The sequence below is a fragment of the Methanobrevibacter sp. genome (assembly GCA_022775905.1).
In the GTDB taxonomy this organism is placed as follows: domain Archaea; phylum Methanobacteriota; class Methanobacteria; order Methanobacteriales; family Methanobacteriaceae; genus Methanocatella.
Genome location: JALFJX010000001.1, coordinates 1 through 20,633 on the forward strand (window position 1 = coordinate 1; position 20,633 = coordinate 20,633).

17 protein-coding genes and 2 pseudogenes are annotated in these 20,633 nt (G+C 33.5%); 13 read left to right on the top strand and 6 right to left on the bottom strand.

The window, feature by feature from the left end:
• The first annotated feature begins 325 nt into the window (after positions 1-325).
• The 7 genes from nrdD to MR875_00035 all read left to right on the top strand — a co-directional run bounded on the left by nrdD (position 326) and on the right by MR875_00035 (position 10,799).
• Positions 326-2,644: an anaerobic ribonucleoside-triphosphate reductase gene (gene nrdD / locus MR875_00005; protein MCI6993238.1), complete on the top strand. Its 2,319-nt coding sequence runs from the start codon at positions 326-328 to the stop codon at positions 2,642-2,644.
• A 227-nt stretch (positions 2,645-2,871) separates the two neighbouring features.
• Positions 2,872-7,587: a hypothetical protein gene (locus MR875_00010; protein MCI6993239.1), complete on the top strand. Its 4,716-nt coding sequence runs from the start codon at positions 2,872-2,874 to the stop codon at positions 7,585-7,587.
• 305 nt (positions 7,588-7,892) lie between these two features.
• Entirely contained in the window at positions 7,893-8,183 is a 291-nt protein-coding gene (locus tag MR875_00015; GenBank protein ID MCI6993240.1) for a 50S ribosomal protein L21e, read from the top strand.
• Positions 8,184-8,188: 5 nt separating this feature from the next.
• The gene (locus MR875_00020; GenBank protein ID MCI6993241.1) at positions 8,189-8,533 is read left to right on the top strand and encodes an RNA polymerase Rpb4 family protein; all 345 of its coding nucleotides are present in this window, start codon (positions 8,189-8,191) and stop codon (positions 8,531-8,533) included.
• A gap of 155 nt (positions 8,534-8,688) precedes the next feature.
• Entirely contained in the window at positions 8,689-9,327 is a 639-nt protein-coding gene (locus MR875_00025; protein ID MCI6993242.1) for a DUF655 domain-containing protein, read from the top strand.
• 8 nt (positions 9,328-9,335) lie between these two features.
• Positions 9,336-10,208, top strand: coding sequence for a 16S ribosomal RNA methyltransferase A (locus tag MR875_00030; GenBank protein ID MCI6993243.1), 873 nt, complete (start codon positions 9,336-9,338; stop codon positions 10,206-10,208).
• Between the two features lie 6 nt (positions 10,209-10,214).
• The gene (locus tag MR875_00035; protein MCI6993244.1) at positions 10,215-10,799 is read left to right on the top strand and encodes a class I SAM-dependent methyltransferase; all 585 of its coding nucleotides are present in this window, start codon (positions 10,215-10,217) and stop codon (positions 10,797-10,799) included.
• Between the two features lie 10 nt (positions 10,800-10,809).
• Here MR875_00035 and dapF read toward each other — a convergent pair whose 3' ends face one another.
• Both dapF and lysA read right to left on the bottom strand, forming a co-directional pair.
• Positions 10,810-11,670 carry a diaminopimelate epimerase gene (gene dapF / locus MR875_00040; GenBank protein MCI6993245.1) on the bottom strand — a complete coding sequence of 287 codons (861 nt, stop codon included), beginning with the start codon at positions 11,668-11,670 and terminating at the stop codon, positions 10,810-10,812.
• A gap of 9 nt (positions 11,671-11,679) precedes the next feature.
• Positions 11,680-12,963, bottom strand: a complete 1,284-nt coding sequence (gene lysA, locus MR875_00045; protein ID MCI6993246.1) for a diaminopimelate decarboxylase — start codon at positions 12,961-12,963, stop codon at positions 11,680-11,682.
• Between the two features lie 132 nt (positions 12,964-13,095).
• Between lysA and MR875_00050 the strand changes: the two genes are divergently transcribed.
• Positions 13,096-13,506, top strand: a complete 411-nt coding sequence (locus MR875_00050; protein ID MCI6993247.1) for an NUDIX domain-containing protein — start codon at positions 13,096-13,098, stop codon at positions 13,504-13,506.
• Between the two features lies 1 nt (position 13,507).
• Here MR875_00050 and MR875_00055 read toward each other — a convergent pair whose 3' ends face one another.
• A complete protein-coding gene (locus tag MR875_00055) occupies positions 13,508-14,668 on the bottom strand; it encodes an acetylornithine transaminase (GenBank protein MCI6993248.1) in 1,161 nt (386 codons plus the stop codon).
• A gap of 220 nt (positions 14,669-14,888) precedes the next feature.
• Between MR875_00055 and MR875_00060 the strand changes: the two genes are divergently transcribed.
• The 5 genes and pseudogenes from MR875_00060 to MR875_00080 all read left to right on the top strand — a co-directional run bounded on the left by MR875_00060 (position 14,889) and on the right by MR875_00080 (position 17,376).
• On the top strand, positions 14,889-15,101 hold the full coding sequence (locus tag MR875_00060; GenBank protein ID MCI6993249.1) for an ABC transporter permease: 213 nt from the start codon (positions 14,889-14,891) through the stop codon (positions 15,099-15,101).
• Positions 15,073-16,002 (top strand): FtsX-like permease family protein, encoded by a 930-nt coding sequence (locus tag MR875_00065; protein MCI6993250.1) that lies wholly within the window; start codon positions 15,073-15,075, stop codon positions 16,000-16,002. The genes MR875_00060 and MR875_00065 overlap by 29 nt, the downstream gene beginning before the upstream one ends.
• Positions 15,896-16,138: pseudogene (locus tag MR875_00070) on the top strand (ABC transporter permease). Before MR875_00065 ends, MR875_00070 begins: the two are co-directional and overlap by 107 nt.
• 9 nt (positions 16,139-16,147) lie before the next feature.
• A pseudogene (locus MR875_00075) lies at positions 16,148-16,816 on the top strand (ABC transporter ATP-binding protein).
• Between the two features lie 128 nt (positions 16,817-16,944).
• A complete protein-coding gene (locus tag MR875_00080; protein MCI6993251.1) occupies positions 16,945-17,376 on the top strand; it encodes a peptidylprolyl isomerase in 432 nt (143 codons plus the stop codon).
• Positions 17,377-17,467: 91 nt separating this feature from the next.
• Here the strand turns inward: MR875_00080 and MR875_00085 are convergent, their stop codons facing one another.
• Genes MR875_00085 through hisF form a run of 3 tightly spaced genes read right to left on the bottom strand, consistent with a single transcriptional unit; the run spans position 17,468 to position 20,598 of the window.
• The gene (locus MR875_00085) at positions 17,468-18,841 is read right to left on the bottom strand and encodes an MFS transporter (protein ID MCI6993252.1); all 1,374 of its coding nucleotides are present in this window, start codon (positions 18,839-18,841) and stop codon (positions 17,468-17,470) included.
• Between the two features lie 21 nt (positions 18,842-18,862).
• A complete protein-coding gene (locus MR875_00090; GenBank protein ID MCI6993253.1) occupies positions 18,863-19,777 on the bottom strand; it encodes a 3-methyladenine DNA glycosylase in 915 nt (304 codons plus the stop codon).
• Entirely contained in the window at positions 19,774-20,598 is an 825-nt protein-coding gene (gene hisF, locus MR875_00095) for an imidazole glycerol phosphate synthase subunit HisF (protein ID MCI6993254.1), read from the bottom strand. The genes MR875_00090 and hisF overlap by 4 nt, the downstream gene beginning before the upstream one ends.
• Between the last annotated feature and the right edge of the window lie 35 nt (positions 20,599-20,633).

The window sequence follows — 20,633 nt, forward strand, 5'->3', positions numbered from 1 at the left end:
CAAAAAACAATGCCAAAATCAAGGAAACGAACATTCAAGACCAAACGAGGTGTTTTAAAACGAATATATCGCAGAGATTTAATTTGAAACCAAAATCGAAAAAACGATTTTGAAAATCAACAAAGTTTTTGAAAGAGTCTAGTATTATTGAACTTGTTCGATGCAAGGCGAACATTATATATACTACAAAAATCAATGTATTAATAGAAGTTCGTAGCAATACGAACGTATTATTATACATGACAAAACATACATTATTGTATGTGAGAGCACTCGCTCTCGAATTTATGATTACATTTAATTAACAGAAAATGGTGTGTTTTAAATGGAAAGAACTTCAGAATTAGGAAAAAGTTTAAAAGAATCTGCAAAAATAAATGTAGAAAAAAATAATGGAATTAAAGAAAGATTCAGCTATGAAAAATTAGTAAAATCATTAGTAATGGTTGAAACTCCATTTTTTGAATCTGACAAAATTGTAGCAACTGTAGTATCCCAATTACACGACGGAATCAAAACCAAAGAAATTAAAAAAATTGTACACGAATGTTTAGAAGACATTGATTCCGAAATTGCAAACAAATACTTAGCAAGTACCAGATTAAAAGTACGTACTTCAAGAGATACTATTGAAGCATTCGATTTATCTAGAATCGCAAACACTTTAATTGAAGAAACTGGAGCAAGCCAAGAAACTGCATTCAAAATTGCAACCGAAACTTGGAAAGAACTCAAAAAATTAAACGTAGAATACTTGACTGCTCCAATGATCAGGGAAATCGTTAACACTAAATTAGTGGAATACGGATTAGAAGATTTAAGAAGCCGTTACACCCGTTTAGGTATTCCTGTATACAACATTACCAACTTAATTGAAAACGGTAACAGAGATAACGCAAACATGATTCACAACCCTGAAAGTATTCACAAACATGTAGCAGACGAAGCATTAAAACAATATGCACTCTTAAAAATGCTCCCTGCAAACTTAGCAGATGCACACATGTCCGGTGACATTCACATTCACGATTTAGAATTCTTCGCTGGAAGACCTTTAAACTGTATGCAACACGATATCAGAACATTCATCAAATACGGACTTAAAGTAGACGGTACCGGTGACCACACCTCCATTGCAGGTGCACCAAACCATATGGAAACTTTAATGAACCACACTGGTGAAATCATGCTTGCAGCACAACAAAACATGTCTGGAGGACAAGGAATGTCCCTCTGGAACGTATTTGTAGCACCATTCGCAAGAGGCAGAACCTACGACGAAATCAAACAATCAGTTCAAATGCTCGTTTACAACTTAAACATGGCATATGCAGCAAGAGGATCCCAAGTTCCATTTACCAGTATGGCATTAGAATTTGGTGTTCCAGACTTCTTGAAAGAAGAAACCGCATACGGACCAAAAGGACAAGTAGTTGGAACCTATGCTGACTTCGAAGAAGAAACCAGATTAATCCAAAGAGCATTCACTGAAACTTTACTCGAAGGAGATAACGAAGGAAAACCTCATTTATTCCCTAACACTATCTACACCCTCCGTAAAGAAACAATGACCAGTGAATACGAAGAAGATATCAGATTAGTTCACGAATTATCTGCAAAATACGGTTCATCCTACTTCGTAAACATGTTCCCTAAATACAGAGGAAAAATGGCAAACTACATGGGATGCAGAACCTGTTTACAAGATACTTGGACTGGTGACTGGGACCAAGACTGTTTAAGAACTGGTAACCTCGCTTACGTTACCTTAAACTTACCAAGAATCGGATACCAATCCAGAGATGAAAGCCAAGTATTCGAATACTTAGATGCTTACATGGATCTTGCAGTTGAAACATTAATGCTCAGAAGAGAACAAGGATTAAAATGTTTAAACGATTTCCACATTTTACCATTCTTAAAACAACAAGTAGCAGAAGATTCATACTACAGAATCCAAAACTCAACTTTATCCTTCGGTTTCGTTGGACTTAACGAAATGTTATCCTCATTATTCGGCGAAGGTATCGAAAATGCTGATGCAAACAAATTTGGTGTAAAATGTATTGAATACATCAATGATAGAGCAAACCAATTAAAAGATGAAACTGGACTCAGATGGTCTGTTATTCAAACCCCTGCTGAATCTACTGCTTACAGATTTGCAACTCTCGATAAAAAACAATTCGGAGACCAAGCTATTGTACAAGGTGAAGGAAATGCTAATTACTACACAAACTCTTCCCACGTACCAGTAGATACCGGTCTTTCACTTATCGAAAAAATCAAAATTGAAGAACAATACCACAGTATTACTCCTGGTGGACACATTTTCCATGCATTCATGGGAGAATCCTACTCCGATCCAGATTCATTAATGAGTTTAACTAATAAAATTGCTAGAAAATCCGATATTGGATTCTGGGCTTACAGTTCAGCATTAAGTTTCTGTCTTAAATGTAAAACTTTAATGAAAGGATTAAACAATGTTTGTCCTACCTGTGGTGAAAAAGAAGATGTAGAATGGTATGATAGAATTACCGGTTACGTACAACAAGTTGGACGTGCTAAATCTGCATCCGGAGGATGGAACCCAGGTAAACGTCAAGAATTAATTGACAGAAGAAGATTCGAAGATAACTAAATTGTTATCTTCACACACCATTTTTTTAACACCCTTAAAACCACACAATAATTCTTATTTTTCAAATTACATTAGCAAATCAATATTCCTATAAATTAAATTTTTATTAAAGTTAAATTGATAAATTTAAATATATTATTTAATAAAAATAATAATGAAAATTAATAAAATTTACTTGAATTATTAATTTTCGTAACTAACTATCAAATTTTGGAGATTTAGTTTATATGAGAATAAAGAATTTTTTAATTTTAATTACACTAGTTATGGTATTGATGTGCTGCGTAAGTGCAATAAGTGCAGCATCAAATGATACTGTAACCGATGAATTATCTGAAATAGATTCAGGAGATGAATCTCTTTCAGTAAGCAATGATAAACAAGCAGGTGGTGTGGATAAAAATTCTGCATTGACTGCTGATGAGAATAATGAAGAACCTACAATAACATCTGGGAAATACAACACACATGTTTATGTAAAAGGAACAAACGTAACAGAAGGAGAAAATGCGACAATACAGATCAAAACTACACAAGAATCAGGATTACTCGTTTCACTCCCAGTAACCATAAACATAAACGGTGAAAACATAACCAGAACCACCAACAACCAAGGTTGGACTGATATAATAATAACTTCCAGTAGTTTAACCATAGGTGAAAACAAAGTAACCGTATACTACAATGGAGACGATACACACAACGCAAATAATGCAACTGGAATAATAAATGTAAAAGAAAAAGAATTAGCAAATGTTTCTTTTGTCGCAAATCCAGTTTGGATTGGAAACAATGCAACAGTAAGCATCAATGTTCCTAACGCAACAGGAAACATAACTATTGAAATCAACGGAAAAACCTACACTGTTAACTTAACCAACAACACTGCAAACATAACCATTTCCAATGCAGACTTAATTGATGGTGAAAACACAATCACCGCCACATACAACGGTCCAGAATTCATATCTAACACCAATTCTACTGTATTATATGTATTAAACGGAATTGTAAACCAAGATAATTACATATACTACTTCGACCAAACCAACGGCGGTAAATTAGTTGAGACTATTCCAGAAGGAGCAACACTAGACTTCCAAGGATCAATAATAAACAACAATCAAAGCGTAAATATATATTTTGATGTAAGTAAACCAGTTAATATTATATCCAGTACTCATGATGCATACATTGACTTAAACACAACCGCAGGCAGTTTACTTGGTGAAAACCCTGGAAACAGATTCACCATCAGCCGTGGAGGATCATACACAAATATGACTGGAATTAGATTCCATAACACCCAACTTTGGGTTTTCAATACCACCCATGTTATTTTAGATAATATTAGTAATATAATCGAAGATCAAAGAGTAGGATCCGGTGTCGGAGCAACCTCAATCAGAGCAAACTCAACTTATGTAACCGTTAAAAACAGTTATTTCTACACAAGAAATAATGGAGGATCAAGTTCCCTTGTAATCGCTTGGGCAGACTATTGTACTTTTGACAACAACACCGTTGAAGTAGAAGGAAATGTTGGAAACATGATTTACTTAACTACATTCAATGTTGATGTCCCTGAAGGCGTTTTAGCAAATGTTCACAACAACATTACAAATAATAGAATATTCAGCCCTAATAAAAGTGCAGCCATATGTTGGGCACTTGTATTATCTGGTGCATACAATTTAGTTGAAAACAACACCATCAATTATGTAGGTACAGGCATTACAACCCAATGGGGAAATACAGAGTCTCCAAACAACATTATCCGTAACAACAATTTATACAATGGGTCATCAATGAGTCTTCTTCCTGATTCAATTGCTTATAACAACTATGTTTCAGGTACATTCTCAACTGGTGCTAGATCTGTTGTTTATAACAACACAGTTCTTAAAACCATGACTATTGGTACTGGTGCAACCGCATACAACAATACTGCTGCTTCAATGACTATCAACGATGCTGCTACTGTATACGGTAACACAATTAATGGATTAACTGTTAATAAAGCAAATAATATCATTTATGATAACACAATAAATGGTGTTGTATCCATTGCTAAAAATGGAAAAAACACTACATTTACTAACAATGTAATTAACGGAACCATAACTGTAAACTCAAATGATAATAACATTAAAGATAACACAATTACCACTACCGGAGATTATGCTATCGATTTAAAAACATCTACAGGAAACAATGTTACTGGCAACACATTGATTGCAAATACAAAATATGGTAATGTTGCAGTTAAAGTATCAAATGAAAATAACATAACAAATAATGTACCAACCGCTGACATCAATATTATTACTAACCCTGTGTGGACTGGAAATGATGCAACAGTAAGCATCAATGTCCCTAACGCAACAGGAAACATAACTATTGAAATCAACGGAAAAACCTACACTGTTAACTTAACCAACAACACTGCAAACATAACCATTTCCAATGCAGACTTAATTGATGGTGAAAACACAATCACCACTACTTACAACGGTCCAGAATTCGCACAAAACACCAAAAATGCAGAATTATATGTATTAAACGGAATTGTAAACCAAGACAATTACTTATACTACTTCGACCAAACAAACGGCGGTAAATTAGTTGATGCTGTTCCAGAAGGAGCAACACTAGACTTCCAAGGATCAATCATCAATCCAAATCAAAAAAATACTGTTCAAATGAACATCAATAAACCAGTCAACATAATATCAACAACTGGTGATGCATACATTGATTTAAATACAACAGCAGGCAGTTTACTCGGAGAAAGTCCAGGTAACAGTTTCGCTGTAACCCATGGAGGATCAAACTCAAACATTACTGGAATCAACTTCCACAACACCCAACTCTGGATTTCAAATACCACAAATGTAGTATTTGACAACATCAGTAACATTGTAGAAGACCAAAGAGTAGGATCCGGTGTCGGAGCAACATCAATTAGAGACAACTCTTCATACGTAACAATCAAAAATAGTTACTTCTACACAAGAAACAATGGAGGATCAACAACATTCACATTCGCATGGGCAAACTACTGTACATTCGACAACAACACAGTAAAAGCTGAAGGAAATGTTGGAAACCTCATCTACTTAAATATATACAATATTGCAGGAATTGAAACACCAAAAGCTCCTGTAAATAACCATAACACTGTTTCAAATAACAAAATTTATGGTAAAGAAGGTTCCTCAATATCTGTAGGATTAATGGTAGAAGGTTCATATAACTTAATTGTAAACAACACTTTATACAAATCATCAATCAGTACCTCATTCGGTGGAGTAAACCCATACAACAACACCTACATCGGAAACACAATGACCGAAGGATCAAGTATGACCACCCAACCAGGTTCAATCGTATACAATAACAACGTAACAGGAGCATTAACTTTAGGTAAAGAAAACACTGCTTACAACAACACTGTTGGTAAAGCAATGACCGTAAAAGATAATTCCCTTGCATACGAAAATACTGTTGGTGAATTAAAAGTCACAGCTAAAAATAGTATTGTGAAAAACAACCAAATCAACGGTGCAGTAAACATTGCAAAAGCAGCAACCAATACTACCTTTGCAAACAACACCGCAAAAGGAACCGTAACCGTATTATCAAATAACAACGTAATCACTGGAAACATGATTGAAACTACTGGTGACTATGCAATTGACTTAAAAACAACTGAAAATAACACAATTAAAAACAATATTTTAATTGCAAATAATAAAACCGGAAACGATGCAGTAAACGGAAATATGAGCAAAAACAATGCTGAAGGAAATGCGGATAAAAAAGCAATCATTACTTTAATCACTCCTGAAACTGTTGCTGCTGGCGAAGCATTCACAATCAAAGTGAGTGTTACAGATGACTTTGGAAACCCATTAAACGGTACAATCATTATCGAATTGAATGATGGAAACGGAATACTCTGTAAAGTTAGAAACGGTCAAGGAACAATCAACTGTGCACCAAGCGCTGCTGGTGCAACTATGACATTTACAAATACCGAACTCACCCAAATTGAAGGATTTGACAAAATTGAATTCATCTCAAATCCAGTAAATGTTGACAAATACAATACCAACATCGTTGCAGAAGGTACAACAGTAACTATTGGTGAAAATGCAACAATCAGCATTTTAACCACCAAAGAAGGACTTAAAACTTCATTACCAGTAGTTATTAGTATCAATGGCATGAATATGACCGTAACTACAAACGGATTAACCAAAGTTGTAATTAACGCAGCTAACTTAATTGTTGGAGAAAACAACGTAACCATATACTACAATGGAAACAATACACAAAAAGCAAGTAAAACTACCACAACAATCCTTGTAAACAAAGTCAAAACAACTTTAACCGCTAAAGATCTTGTTATGACCTACAATACAAACCCATCATGGATTGTAACCTTAAAAGATGCAAACGGAAATGCTCTTAAAAACACTGCAGTAAGTGTTTTAATCAATGGTAAAACCAAAATCTTAACTACAAATGACCAAGGACAAATTAAAATCGCAACAAGCGGTTTAGCACCTAAATCATACTCAGTTAAAATCAGTTTCACAGAAAACGGTACTCATTACGCTGTTGCAAAATCTGTAAAACTCACCATTAAAAAAGCAACCGTAAAAGTAACTGCAAAAGCAAAAACCTTCAAAGTTAAAGTAAAAACCAAAAAATACACCATAACTTTAAAAAATAATGTAAACAAAGTTATGAAAAACACCAAAGTTACCTTAAAAGTTAACGGCAAAACCTACACTGCTAAAACCAACAGCAAAGGTCAAGCAACCTTTAAGATAACCAAATTAACCAAAAAAGGTAAATACAACGCAGTTATCAAATATGCCGGTAGTTCATACTACAACAAATTAAGTAAAACTGTAAAAATTACTGCAAAATAGTAGATGAAAACCCATCTACTACTTTTTTTCTTTTTTTAACAAAATACGACTTGAAAACAGCAGATTCTTAAAAAAAATTATTTTTAAAAAAATTTCAAAAAACATGAAATTTTCCAAAAAATACTAAAAAAGTAAAAGTATATTAATAGCATTAAACTAAAATTATAATATTATCATGTTACTGAGTGATAATTATATTATTTTCACATTCTATGTTACTAGTATTTATGGGCTTTTAATACTAGGTAGCTGATAACATAGATTACTCAAAAATATACCCAGACAGCTGATAATGAGGTTATATTATGCAAAGATCAAGAGGATTAAAAAGTAGATCAAGAAAAAAGATGACTAAAACCCAAAGACCAGGTAGAACCAACCCTATTACCAACAGAATGCAAAGGTTCGAAGAAGGCGACTTAGTTCACATTACTATCAACCCAAGTATTCAAAAAGGACAACCTGCTCCTAGATTCCACGGTAAAACTGGAAAAGTGACTGGTCAAAAAGGTAAAGCTTACATTGTATCCTTAAAAGAAGGAAACAAAGCTAAAGAGTTAATCGTAAGACCTGACCACTTAAAATTACAAAAATGATTTCTATGATTGGAAAAGAAATTATTGAAAGTGAACCAATATCAAGTGCAGAAGTAAAAAAAGTTCTTGAAGATTTTTCAGAAGACAATGAATTGACCTACGAGCAAAACATTACTTTAAATCATCTTGCAAGATTTAAAAGATTTTCCGTTGAAGATTCAGAGGAAATCATCGAAAAACTCCAAGGCGAAATTGGCCTAAGAGATAAAGTTGCAGTACGTATCGCTGATTTAGTTCCAGAAGATTTAGCTGATTTAAGATTAATTCTCGCTAAAGAACCTAGTAAAATCGAAAAAGAAGATATGGAAAAAATTCTTGAACTCTTAGAACAATACGAAATCGAAGAATAGTTTTTAACTATTCACTTTTTTTTATTATTTTTTTATAATTTTTATTTTATATAGCTACTTTTTTTAGATATCTTTATTATAGTTAACAAATAAACTTATTAAATAGTTTATTTATAGCTAATTTTAGTTTATAAAAACAATAGTGAGTGATAAAGATGGTTGATAATAAAAAAAGAAATGGAAAAAAACCAACTAGAAAAAAAGAACAGCAAGCCGTTGTTCTTGATTATTTAAGCCGAGGCTATGTTAAGTCAGATATGTCCAAATTTGGCGGAAAACCTATTGCTCAAGCTATTGGTACAGAACAATTCACTTTACTCGAGTTAGTTCCACAACATGGCGTTGATTTAGAAATTGGCGACAATGTATACATTGGTGGAAACAGACAAGAAAGAACAAAAATTCACAGAGTTCTTGGAATATTGCCATTTGAAAGACTAACCGCAACAAGTAGAATCGAGTTAGATTATACAATCAGAGATATCGTTGAATCTAATGAAGAAAAATATGTTGAATTCTTCAACACAACAGGTGCAGTTAGTACAAGACTCCACACACTCGAACTAATTCCAGGTATCGGTAAAAAATACATGTGGGACATTATTAATGCAAGAGAAGAAAAACCATTTGAAAGTTTCAAAGACATAACTGAAAGGCTCCCAACATTGACTGATCCTGCTGGAATGATTGTAAACAGGGTTAAACAAGAATTGGACAAAAATGCAATTAAAAGAGGAAAAAGTAAATATTACATATTTACCCAAGTCCCAAGAAAACCTAGAAATCAACAATAAGTGATAAATTGAATAGTGAAAATTCCCCCTCCCTTTCCAAGATAACTAAAGACATCTTAAACGAAAACGGGATTAAGTTAAATAAGAATCTTGGTCAGAATTATTTGATTGACAAAAATAAAAGAGACCAAATCATTAACTTTGGAAACATCAATAAAGAAGATGTAATCTTAGAAATCGGAACCGGAATTGGCACATTAACAATTGAACTTGCCAAAAAAGCTAAAAAAGTAATAGCTATCGAACAGGATGAGAACATCTGCAAGATTTTAGCTAAAAGACTTAAAGACGAAAAAATAGATAACGTAGAGTTACTTAATGAAGATGCATTGAATGTTGAATTTCCAAAATTCAATAAAATCATCTCCAATCTACCTTATCAAATCTCATCACCAATTACCTTTAAATTCCTAGATTATGATTTTGATCTAGCTGTTTTAATGTACCAAAAGGAATTTGCCAATCGTATGAACGGTAAAGTCGGAACAAAAAATTATTCCAGACTTTCTGCTATGCTATATTTTAAATGTGATGTTGAAAAGTTAACTGATGTAAGCTCTGAAAGTTTTATTCCAAAACCAAAAATAGACTCAACTGTTGTAAAACTAACACCTAAAGAAAATAAGATTTCAGAGGAAGACTTTAAAATTTATTCTAAATTCACAAAAGCATTATTCCAACACAGAAACAAGAAGATTAGAAATGCTTTAATCGATTCCAGACATGTGATTACCAAACTCGATAAAAAAGAGATTAGAAAATGCATGAATGAAATTGAAGATGAAAAATTAAATCAATATCTCAAAGAGAGAGTTGTTGTAATTACCCCTGAAGAGATTCTATTTTTATCAAAAGAACTAAACTCAATTTTAAATGGATAGATTGCCATGCAGGATTTTATAATTAATATTGATGACAATGTTTATATTCCCGCGGAAGATAGTTATCTTCTTGCAGATAATTTACAAATCAGTGAAGGTCAAAGTGTTTTGGAAATTGGAACAGGATCAGGCATTGTTGCAATGTATGCTTCAAGACTTACAGATAATGTTACAGTAACAGACATCAATTTTGATGCATGTGAACTTGCACGAAAAAACTTTGAAGCAAACGGTATTGAAAATATTGAAATTTTGTTTGGAAACCTATTTGAACCCGTGAAAAATAGAAAGTTTGATGTAATTTTATTTAATACTCCATATCTACCGACCGAAGAAGGGGAAGTTTTAGATGACACCATAAATTATGCATTTGATGGTGGATTAGATGGTAGGAAAGTTATTGATATCTTTTTAAATGAAGTGAGAAATCATTTAAATGATGGTGGAATTGTGCAGATGATACAGTCTTCACTGTCAGGCAATGAAGAAACACTAGAAAAATTAGATAAATTAGGTTTTATTTCAGAAATAGCTGAAAAAGAGCATTTCTTTTTCGAAGATATAACATTAATTAATGCTTATAAAATTTAAAAAAGGAGAATTAGAATTCTCCATCATAAACAAGCTCTGCAGGACCTTCCATGAAAGCTCCAAGAGCATCATCTTTTTCATATACATTGAATTTCAAGTCACCACCAGGTAAATGAAGCAATACGTTGCTGTCAAATAATCCTAATTTGAAACCGGAAATTGCAGTTGAAGTTGCACCAGTACCACATGCGAGTGTTACACCAGCACCTCTTTCCCAAGTTCTCATTTTACCTTCGTTTTTAGAGATTACTTCAACAAAGTGTACATTGATCTTTTCAGGAAAAACTTCATGTGCTTCAATAGCTGGACCATATTTGTCAATGTCAATTGCATCAACATCATCAACAAAGATAATAGCATGAGGATTTCCAACACTGATTGCTGTAACATTGAATGTAGTGTCCAATACTTTCAATTCCCCATCAAGGAACTCTTCTTCATCAGCAGTCATTGGGACTTCAGAAGTTTTGAATGTTGATAATCCCATATCCACTTTAAATAATACAGGTTCATCGTTATCCAATGTAATTTCAATTGTTTTGATTCCTGCCCTTGTCTCAACAGTCATTTTTTCCTGTTTTAAAATACCTTTTCTGTAGACAAAATCTCCAAAGCATCTAATACCATTTCCACACATTTCAGCTTCGCTTCCATCAGGATTGAACATTCTGTAACCAATATCAGCAACTTCAGATGGTTCTACGAATAAAACACCGTCCCCACCTACTCCAAAGTTTCTGTGACATAACATTCTGCATGCTTCAGGTTTGTCTTCTTCAGAAATGACTTTTCCTTTTGATTCATCAATTATTGGAAAATCATTACCTATTCCGTGCATTTTTGAAAATTTTAATCCTTTCAAGTCTACCATATTATCAGCCTATTTTAAGTGTGCTGGAATGCTTTGTTTTGCGTATAAGTCTTCAAAGGTTTCTCTTTCACGTACAACAGAACATTTTCCATCAGTTACTAAGATTTCTGATGTTAATGGTCTTGAGTTGTAGTTGGATGACATGGTAAATCCGTATGCTCCTGCATTTAAGATACCTAAAACATCCCCTTCTTCAACTTCAGGCATTAATCTGTCACGTGCAAATAAGTCTCCGGATTCACATACGTTTCCTGCAATATCGACAGTTTGAGTGTTTTCCGCATCCATTCTGCTTGCATCAACAATGTGGTGGTATGAATCATACATTGCTGGTCTTAAGAGTGTGTGGAAACCTCCATCTACACCAATGAATTTTCTGTAGCTTTGTTTGATACTGTTTACAGTTACTAAAAGTACGCTTGCATCTCCAACTAAGTATCTTCCAGGTTCGAGATACATTGTAGGATTGCCCATATCGTATTGTTCTAATTTTTCTTTGAATAAGCCTACATTTACTTCTGCAAATTTGTCTAAGTCCACAATGTTTTCTTCAGGAGTGTAAGGAATACCTACACCTCCACCAAAGTCAACAAATTCAAAGTCAATACCTGCATCTTCGTGAACTTTTCCAGCAATATCCATGGTTGATTCAATTGCTAATTTGAATGGTTCTGGGTCTAAGATACCTGAACCGATGTGAGAGTGCATACCAACTGGATTGAATCCTAATTCTCTTGCTTTTTCATATACTTCAACAGCTTCGGATTCCATAATACCAAATTTACTCATTACCCCACCAGTAATACAGTGGTCATGATGTCCTGCACCTACCATTGGATTTACTCTAAAGGAGATTTTTACTCCTTCAGGATCAATCATTTTAGATAATCTGTTAAGTGCGGATACTGAGTCGATATTTAAAGTAACTCCTTCATCATGCACATATTTTAATTCATCATTAGTAATGTTGTTACCAGTGAATAAGATTCTGTCTCCTGAAAATCCAATCATTTTTGAGATGTGAACTTCTCCAGGGGAAACTGCATCAATACAACAACCTTCGCTTTCTAAAATTTTCATTACAGCAAGGTTAGTGTTAGCTTTACATGCATAGAATACTTTAAAATCAGAGTAATATTTTGAAAAAGCAGAATAAAATCTATTATAGTTATCTCTTATCCTATTTTCATCAATTACATATGTTGGAGTTCCGAATTCTTCTGCAATATCTACTGCATCTGCTCCACCAATATCAAGGTGGTTTTTTTCGTTAACTTTAATATTTAAATCCATAATTAAAACTCCTAAAAAAGTTACATTATGTATTTAGTTATTTCCTTTAATATATTTAAAATTAGCGAAGGAAAAACGTTTTCCGTTCAAATTAAGTAGTAAAAAATAAAAATAAATGAATAGGTGAAAAATATGAAAAGGTTTTACGGACTTACAGTTAGAGGAGTTATTAAAAACAATAATGAGGAAATCTTAATTGTCAAAAGACATCCAAAATCAAAAACCGACCCTGAAATGTGGGAACTTCCAGGCGGAAAAGTAGAGGACGGCGAATACTTTACCAAAGCATTAGTACGTGAAATTAAAGAGGAAGTTAATCTTGACTGTGAAGTAGGAGACCTTTGCGAAGCAGTACAGAACGATTACTCAAACAAACGAACAGTGCAGCTATACATGCATTTGGATAATGTAAATGGAGATGTTAAAATAAGTGAAGAGCACACAGAATTCATGTGGGCTTCAATTGATATGTTAAAATCATTGGAAATATCTACTTCATTGAAAAAAATGTTAGAAAAAAGAATTGGATTATCTGAGAGATAACCTATAAAATTTCATCTAAAGCTTTTACAAACTCATCGATATCTTCTTTGGTAATTATCAATGGTGGAACAAATCTTAAAACGTTTCCAGCAGTACAGTTAATTAAAAATCCTGCTTCTCTGAGTTTATCAACATATTCAGCACCAGGTTTGGTTAATTCCAAACCGACAATTAAACCTTTACCACGTACATCAGCAATAACATCTTTATCTAATTTTTTCAATTCATCAATGAAATATTGACCAACTTCATTAACATTATCTAAGATGTTTTTGTCATCAAATTCATCCAATACCGCATTAGCTGCTGCACATACTAATGGTCCACCACCAAATGTAGTACCGTGATCACCAGGTACAAATGCACTAGCCACTTCTTCGGTTGCTAAGATTCCACCCATTGGAACTCCTCCACCAATTCCTTTAGCCATGGTCATAATATCCGGTTTTACATCAAATAATTCATGTGCAAATAATGTTCCGCATCTACCGAAACCGGTTTGTACTTCATCCACAATAAATACAATACCGTTTTCTTTACAGATTGCTTCAATACCTTTTAAGTATTCAACATCAGGAACGTGAACTCCACCTTCACCTTGAATCGGTTCAACAATAATAGCTGCAGTGTTTTCATTTATTGCTTCTTTTATAGCTTCTAAATCATTATATGGAACATTAATGAATCCTTGTGGCATTACAGCTTTGAATGGTTCATGATACTCTTCATGACCGGTTGCTGCAAGTGTCATTATGGTTCTTCCGTGGAATGAATCTACAGTAGATATTATTTCACTTTTTCCAGTGTATTTTACCGCTAATTTGATAGCTCCTTCATTTGCTTCAGCACCACTGTTTGCATAGAAAATTCTGTCAAAACTAGTTCTGTCAACTAATTTTTTAGCATATACTAAAGCAGGTTCATTATAGTAAATACTTGAAATGTGAATGAGTTTTGCTGCTTGGTCTTGGATAGCTTTTACAAGTCTAGGATGATTGTGTCCTAAAGCATTTACAGCAATACCTGCAAACATATCCAAATATTCATTTCCGTCAATATCGGTTACTCTTACACCTTCACCATGATCAAGTACAACAGGTTGTCTAGTGAAAGTGTTTATGAAATAATCGTCTTCGATTTTAATTAATTCTTGAGTATTCATTTTATCATTCCATAAACTTTTCAATCATTAAATAATTTAAATTTCATTGATAATAAATACTTGCAAAAAATAGGCAAATAATGTTTACACCACCATTTCACCACAAATAAACAAATTTCAATAAAATAGATTATTACTAATAATTTTATAAAAAAATAGTTTAGAAGTAAACTAAACTTGAAAAAATAACAAAAACTTTTTATACAATATTGGAGTCATTATGATTACAATATTTTACAAAGGAAGTGTAGATATTAAATTTATTACATTAATTTTCAAAAACCCATTCAGAAATAAGACACGTAGTGCCCTATCAGTTATTGGAATAGCTATAGGCATTGCAACAATTGTCGCATTGGGTTTAATTACTGCAGGAATGCAAGATACCGTTCAGACTACATTCAATGAAGGTGGCGGAAATTACTGTCAGTAACACAACAACCGTTGGTGGAAATTCAGGAATGATACAACAATCAACAGTAGATGAACTACAAAACATCGGTGGAGTCATTGATGTAGCCGGAGAACTTTCATACTCCGAATCGTCAAGCAGCCAGCCATCTATGAGCCAAGGTGGCAGTGGCAATCCGAATGGTGGAGATATGACCAATTCAATACTTGGAATTGAAGCTAGCAAATTATCTCTTGCAGGAATAGACGAACTTAACGGAACTGCATTTGAAGATAATTCCAAAGAAGCAATTATCGGATTACAATATGCAATGATGAACAATTTAAGTATTGGAGACAACATTACCATCCACAATACTGAATTTGAAATTACAGGAATCTATGAAACAGGAAGCATGTTTGCTGACAGTACAATCTATGTACCTATCGATACATTACAGAACATATCCGAATGTGATGAATACACTTCTGTTTTAGTAAAAACTGCAGAAGATGCAAACGATACTATCATCAGTGATAAAATTAAAGATAAATTTTATGACCTATCAACACTAACCAGCGATGAAATATCCTCAATGATGACAAATGTAACTGGAATTCTAAATACTGCTTCACTTGCAGTTTCCGGATTAGCTATCATCGTTGGAGCTATTGGTATCATAAATACTATGGTAATGACAGTTTATGAAAGAACAAAAGAAATTGGAGTTTTAAAATCCATTGGTTGGAAACCAAGAAGAATCCTTTTAATGATTATGGGAGAAACTTTGGTCTTAACAATACCCTCACAGCTAATGATTTTGATTTTACCTTCATCAGTTTATGGGAGAAACTTTGGTCTTAACAATACTCTCAGGTATTGTTGGATCAGTATTTGGAATTTTAATTTCAGAAATTGGAGTGATGTTGCTCGATGCTGGTGACTTCTCATTAGGTTATGACCCACAAGCATTCATTTTGGCATTCGGAATTACAATATTTGTAGGACTTATTGGTGGAATTTATCCAGCATATAAAGCATCCAAACTTGGTCCTACAGAAGCATTAAGATATGAATAGGTGATAATTATGGGATTTATTGAATTAAAAGACGTTTTAAAACAATATGATGACGGTAAAGTAACTGCCTTAATCACATTAACCTTTCAATAGAAAAAGGAAGTTTCGTTTCCATGATTGGACCTTCAGGATCAGGAAAATCAACCATGTTAAATATGCTAGGGGCCCTTGATAATCCATATTCTGGTGAAATCATCATTGACGGAATTAATTTGGGTAATGAAAAAGACTTAAGTGACTTTAGAAGAGATACTTTAGGGTTTATTTTCCAGCTACATAATTTACTTCCTAACTTAAGTATTCAGGAAAATGTGGAAATACCTCTTGTTAGAACAAAGTTATCTGAAAAAGAAAAAGAAAAAAGAGCATTGACATATCGAAGCTTCGAAGCTGTTGGTCTTTTGGACAAAAAAGATAACAAACCAAATAAATTATCAGGAGGACAACGTCAAAGAGTAGCTATTGCAATAGTGAATAATCCATCAATAATTTTAGCTGATGAACCAACAGGTTCACTCGACTCAAAGACTGGAGAAATGGTACTTGATATTCTCAAAAATATGCATGAAGAATACAACGTAACATTAATTATTGTCCCACGACAATGACGTTGCAAAATTAGCTGAAAGAACCATTACAATAAAAGATGGTCAAATCATTGAAGATAAGTATAATTAATTTTATACTTATTTTACTTATTTTTTAATTAAGCATACATTTAATAACAATTAAATCATTATAATAATTATAAAAATTTGATAATTTAGGATTATCATATTATTTTTTATAAAAAATTAGGTGATAAAATGAAAGTCGCAACTATTGAAACCGATAAAGGGAACATCGAACTCGAATTATTCCCAAATGAAGCACCGGGAACTGTAGCAAACTTTGAAAAATTAATCAAAAAAGGATTCTACGATGGATTAACATTCCACAGAGTAATCCCTAACTTTGTAATTCAAGGTGGATGTCCTAAAGGAAACGGTACTGGTGGACCAGGTTACACCATCAAATGTGAAACCGAAGGAAACCCACACAGACACGGAACTGGTGCATTATCCATGGCACACGCAGGAAAAGACACTGGTGGAAGCCAATTCTTTATTACTCACAGTCCACAACCTCACTTAGACGGAGTACACACCGTATTCGGTCAAGTTATCAAAGGTCAAGATGTCGTTAACGCAATCCGCCAAGGCGACAAAATGAACAAAGTGACTGTTGAAGAAAGATAAATTCTTTCTTTTCTTTTTTTATTTTAAATTGCTTTCAGCCGAAAGTTAAATTACCCCAACATACCCATCTAGATTTTAAACTTAGATGATTTTAATTCATAATTTCTTTTTTAGATTTTATTCCAACAAGTGAAGCAAATACTGAAGTTACACATAACACCATACAAATCAAACATGTTATTTGAGAACTTGTAATTAAAAGTGGGAAGTATTTCTCAACCATCGGAACATTACCCATTACAAATGCAAATACTAATGTTAGCATTCCCATGCTCATTGTTTGACCAATTACACGCATTGTTGCAACTGACGCAGAAGCCACAGGAGTATCCTTTGGTGGAACAGACCCCATGATTGCATTTGTGTTTGGAGATGAAAATATTCCAAAACCTAAACCATGAGAAATCATTGCGACAATCAGAAACCATAATGGAGTTGAATCACCGAGCATTGAAAGCATTGCAAGTGAAATCGCACCGAAAAACATTCCAATAGCCGCCAATTTTTGTGGATTAACCTTATCAGACAATCTTCCAGATATTGGAGCCATGATTACCTGAATCAATGGAGCAACCAAAAGAATTAAACCAGCCATTTGAGAGTCATAACCCCTAATATACTGCAAATGATAATTTACAATTGTTGTAACGGCAAATGTAGCCAGATAAGCAGTCAGTGCTGCGAAATTAGCTGATGAAAATTTAGGATTCTTAAAGAACTTAACGTCAAATACAGGATACTTCTCCCTAAGTTCAAGGGCAACAAACAATCCCAAGACAATTATACCTACAACAGTTAAAATAATACCAATACTTTCGTCAAGGCGAGTGAATCCATAAATGAACAATAATATACCTAATGAATAAACAATACAACCTTTCCAGTCAATAGGGACTTCACCCATTGTAATCCATTCTTCCTTGATTTGACTAATCAACAAGACCAAAATCAAAATCAAGAATGGAACTGAAGTCAAAAAGATAGATCTCCAACCAAACTGGAAGTTTAAAAATCCACCAATAACTGGAGATGTTGATGTTGCAAGATAAACCCCTGTTACATTAATACCAATAGCTTTACCACGTTCCTGTGGACTAAATGCTGATACAACCATTGCCATTGAAGCAACATTTAAAAATGAAACACCTATACCTTGAATTAAACGACAAATCAAAAACATTTCGGAGTTTATTGAAAAAACAGCCACTATAGAACTTAGAATATAAACAGCAGATCCAAATACCATAGATTTTTTAAGCCCGAATTTACCAGACAATTGCCCGGCAGGGATTGTAAAAATAGCTACTGCTAGGAAAAACAGCATTGTAACCCAATTTTGGATAATGTTACTCATTCCAAATTCCGATGCTAAACTTGGAACTGCTACCATTACAGCAGATGATAAAAATACTGTAAAAAATGATGTCAAAGTTGCTACAATTAAAACGATTTTTTCAAGTTTCATTAATTATAGTATATTGTTAACCTATTTTAATTTAGCCATTAGGCCAGATTTTCTTGCATAATGAAACATGTACAATTGAACATAACCTGCATTGTCTCCAAATTCTTCCATTCCAAATTCTCTTACCTTAGGAACAGAAATATCCTTTTCTTCAAAATATAAATGAGAAACAATACGTTTTATCCATACATCACTTGGAAAAGCTTCTCTAAAATTAAATCCATAAAGCAATATACAATCAGCAACCTTTGGACCTACACCCGGAACTTTCAATATTGTCTCAAAAGCCTCATCATAACTCATTTTAGGAATTTCTGAAAGGTCAATTTCAAGTGTAAAAAGTTCAGATGCTTTCCTCATATATGGTGCCCTATATCCAACACCACAGGATTTTAGATTGTTTTTACAGTTGCAAATTTCATCAACATTTGTTAGTTCAAATTCCTCTTCATCATCCAAAAACAAGTTTTGAAAATTAGAGATCTCAGGAAAAGTATAAAATCCATTATAATTGGTTCCCCATTTCTGCTTTATATCAGAAATAGACTTGGTCCATCTTTTAATGGAATTATTTGCAGAGCAAATTGATGAAATAACACATTCAAATGGATTTGGTGCCAAAAATAATCTTAAACCATCACAAAACTTAGACATTTCCGCCAGTTCTGCATGATTATCCAAATATTTATAAAATTTACCCAAATCAAAATCTAAATCAAAAATATAGTTTAGGCGAGATATCGCATCTTTATCAGATACATCTCCCTCAAAATTAAAGTTTAAAAAATCTCCTGACTGTTTAACATCAAATACAACAGGTTTATTATTTACCATTACAACTTCCCTATATGAATCATCAATTTTCATCCAAGGAGGCTGTGATGTTTGGCCTGAAATTTGTGTTAATTCCAAATCAATTGGAGATTCAATTATCATAAGCGAACAGCCACATTATTTTCTTTTAAGTATTCTTTTACTTCACCAATGGAATATTGGTTAAAGTGGAATATACTTGCTGCAAGAGCTGCACTAACATCAGTCTTTTCGAATACATCTAAAATGTCTTTTGGCTCTCCAACACCACCACTAGCAATAACCGGAATATCAACAGCATCATTGATAGCTTTGTTTAACTCAATATCATAACCGTTTTGAGTTCCATCCCCATCCATACTGGTTAAAAGGATTTCTCCAGCACCTAAGTCTTGACATTTTTGCGCCCATTGGATTGCATCGATTCCAGTAAATTCACGTCCACCATATATACTTGAATCAAACCAGCAGAATCCTTTGTCAGTTTCAACAACGACTTTATCTGGTGCATCATCCGGATGGTCGACATATCTTCTTTTTGCATCAATTCCAATGACAACTGCCTGTGATCCAACAACTTTTGAAGCTTCAGTCAAGAGTTCTGGATTTTTGATTGCAGCAGTATTTGTTGAACACTTATCAGCGCCTGCTCTGAGCATTTTAATGTAATCTTCGACTTTTCTTATTCCTCCACCTACACAAATTGGCATGAATACATTTTCAGTCAACCTGTCAATAACATCTGCCATTGTAGCACGTCTTTCATGTGAAGCAGTGATATCTAAAACTACAATTTCATCTGCACCCTCTTCATAGTATCTTGTTGCAAGATCTACTGGGTTTCCAGCATATTTAATTTCTTTAAATTCAACACCTTTGACAACTCTACCTTCAGGTACTTGCAAATCACAATCTAGACAAGGAATAATTCTTTTAGTTAACATAGTATCAATATAAAATAAAAAAAAGTTGTATTGTT

Excerpts from the sequence above, each read along its gene's own strand:
- hisF (MCI6993254.1), bottom strand. The coding sequence starts at position 20,598 with ATGTTAACTAAAAGAATTATTCCTTGTCTAGATTGTGATTTGCAAGTA.
- MR875_00035 (MCI6993244.1), top strand. The coding sequence starts at position 10,215 with ATGCAGGATTTTATAATTAATATTGATGACAATGTTTATATTCCCGCG.
- MR875_00010 (MCI6993239.1), top strand. The coding sequence starts at position 2,872 with ATGAGAATAAAGAATTTTTTAATTTTAATTACACTAGTTATGGTATTG.
- MR875_00080 (MCI6993251.1), top strand. The coding sequence starts at position 16,945 with ATGAAAGTCGCAACTATTGAAACCGATAAAGGGAACATCGAACTCGAA.
- MR875_00065 (MCI6993250.1), top strand. The coding sequence starts at position 15,073 with ATGAAGGTGGCGGAAATTACTGTCAGTAACACAACAACCGTTGGTGGA.
- nrdD (MCI6993238.1), top strand. The coding sequence starts at position 326 with ATGGAAAGAACTTCAGAATTAGGAAAAAGTTTAAAAGAATCTGCAAAA.
- MR875_00015 (MCI6993240.1), top strand. The coding sequence starts at position 7,893 with ATGCAAAGATCAAGAGGATTAAAAAGTAGATCAAGAAAAAAGATGACT.
- MR875_00060 (MCI6993249.1), top strand. The coding sequence starts at position 14,889 with ATGATTACAATATTTTACAAAGGAAGTGTAGATATTAAATTTATTACA.
- MR875_00025 (MCI6993242.1), top strand. The coding sequence starts at position 8,689 with ATGGTTGATAATAAAAAAAGAAATGGAAAAAAACCAACTAGAAAAAAA.
- MR875_00085 (MCI6993252.1), bottom strand. The coding sequence starts at position 18,841 with ATGAAACTTGAAAAAATCGTTTTAATTGTAGCAACTTTGACATCATTT.
- MR875_00050 (MCI6993247.1), top strand. The coding sequence starts at position 13,096 with ATGAAAAGGTTTTACGGACTTACAGTTAGAGGAGTTATTAAAAACAAT.
- MR875_00020 (MCI6993241.1), top strand. The coding sequence starts at position 8,189 with ATGATTGGAAAAGAAATTATTGAAAGTGAACCAATATCAAGTGCAGAA.
- MR875_00055 (MCI6993248.1), bottom strand. The coding sequence starts at position 14,668 with ATGAATACTCAAGAATTAATTAAAATCGAAGACGATTATTTCATAAAC.
- dapF (MCI6993245.1), bottom strand. The coding sequence starts at position 11,670 with ATGGTAGACTTGAAAGGATTAAAATTTTCAAAAATGCACGGAATAGGT.
- MR875_00090 (MCI6993253.1), bottom strand. The coding sequence starts at position 19,777 with ATGATAATTGAATCTCCAATTGATTTGGAATTAACACAAATTTCAGGC.
- lysA (MCI6993246.1), bottom strand. The coding sequence starts at position 12,963 with ATGGATTTAAATATTAAAGTTAACGAAAAAAACCACCTTGATATTGGT.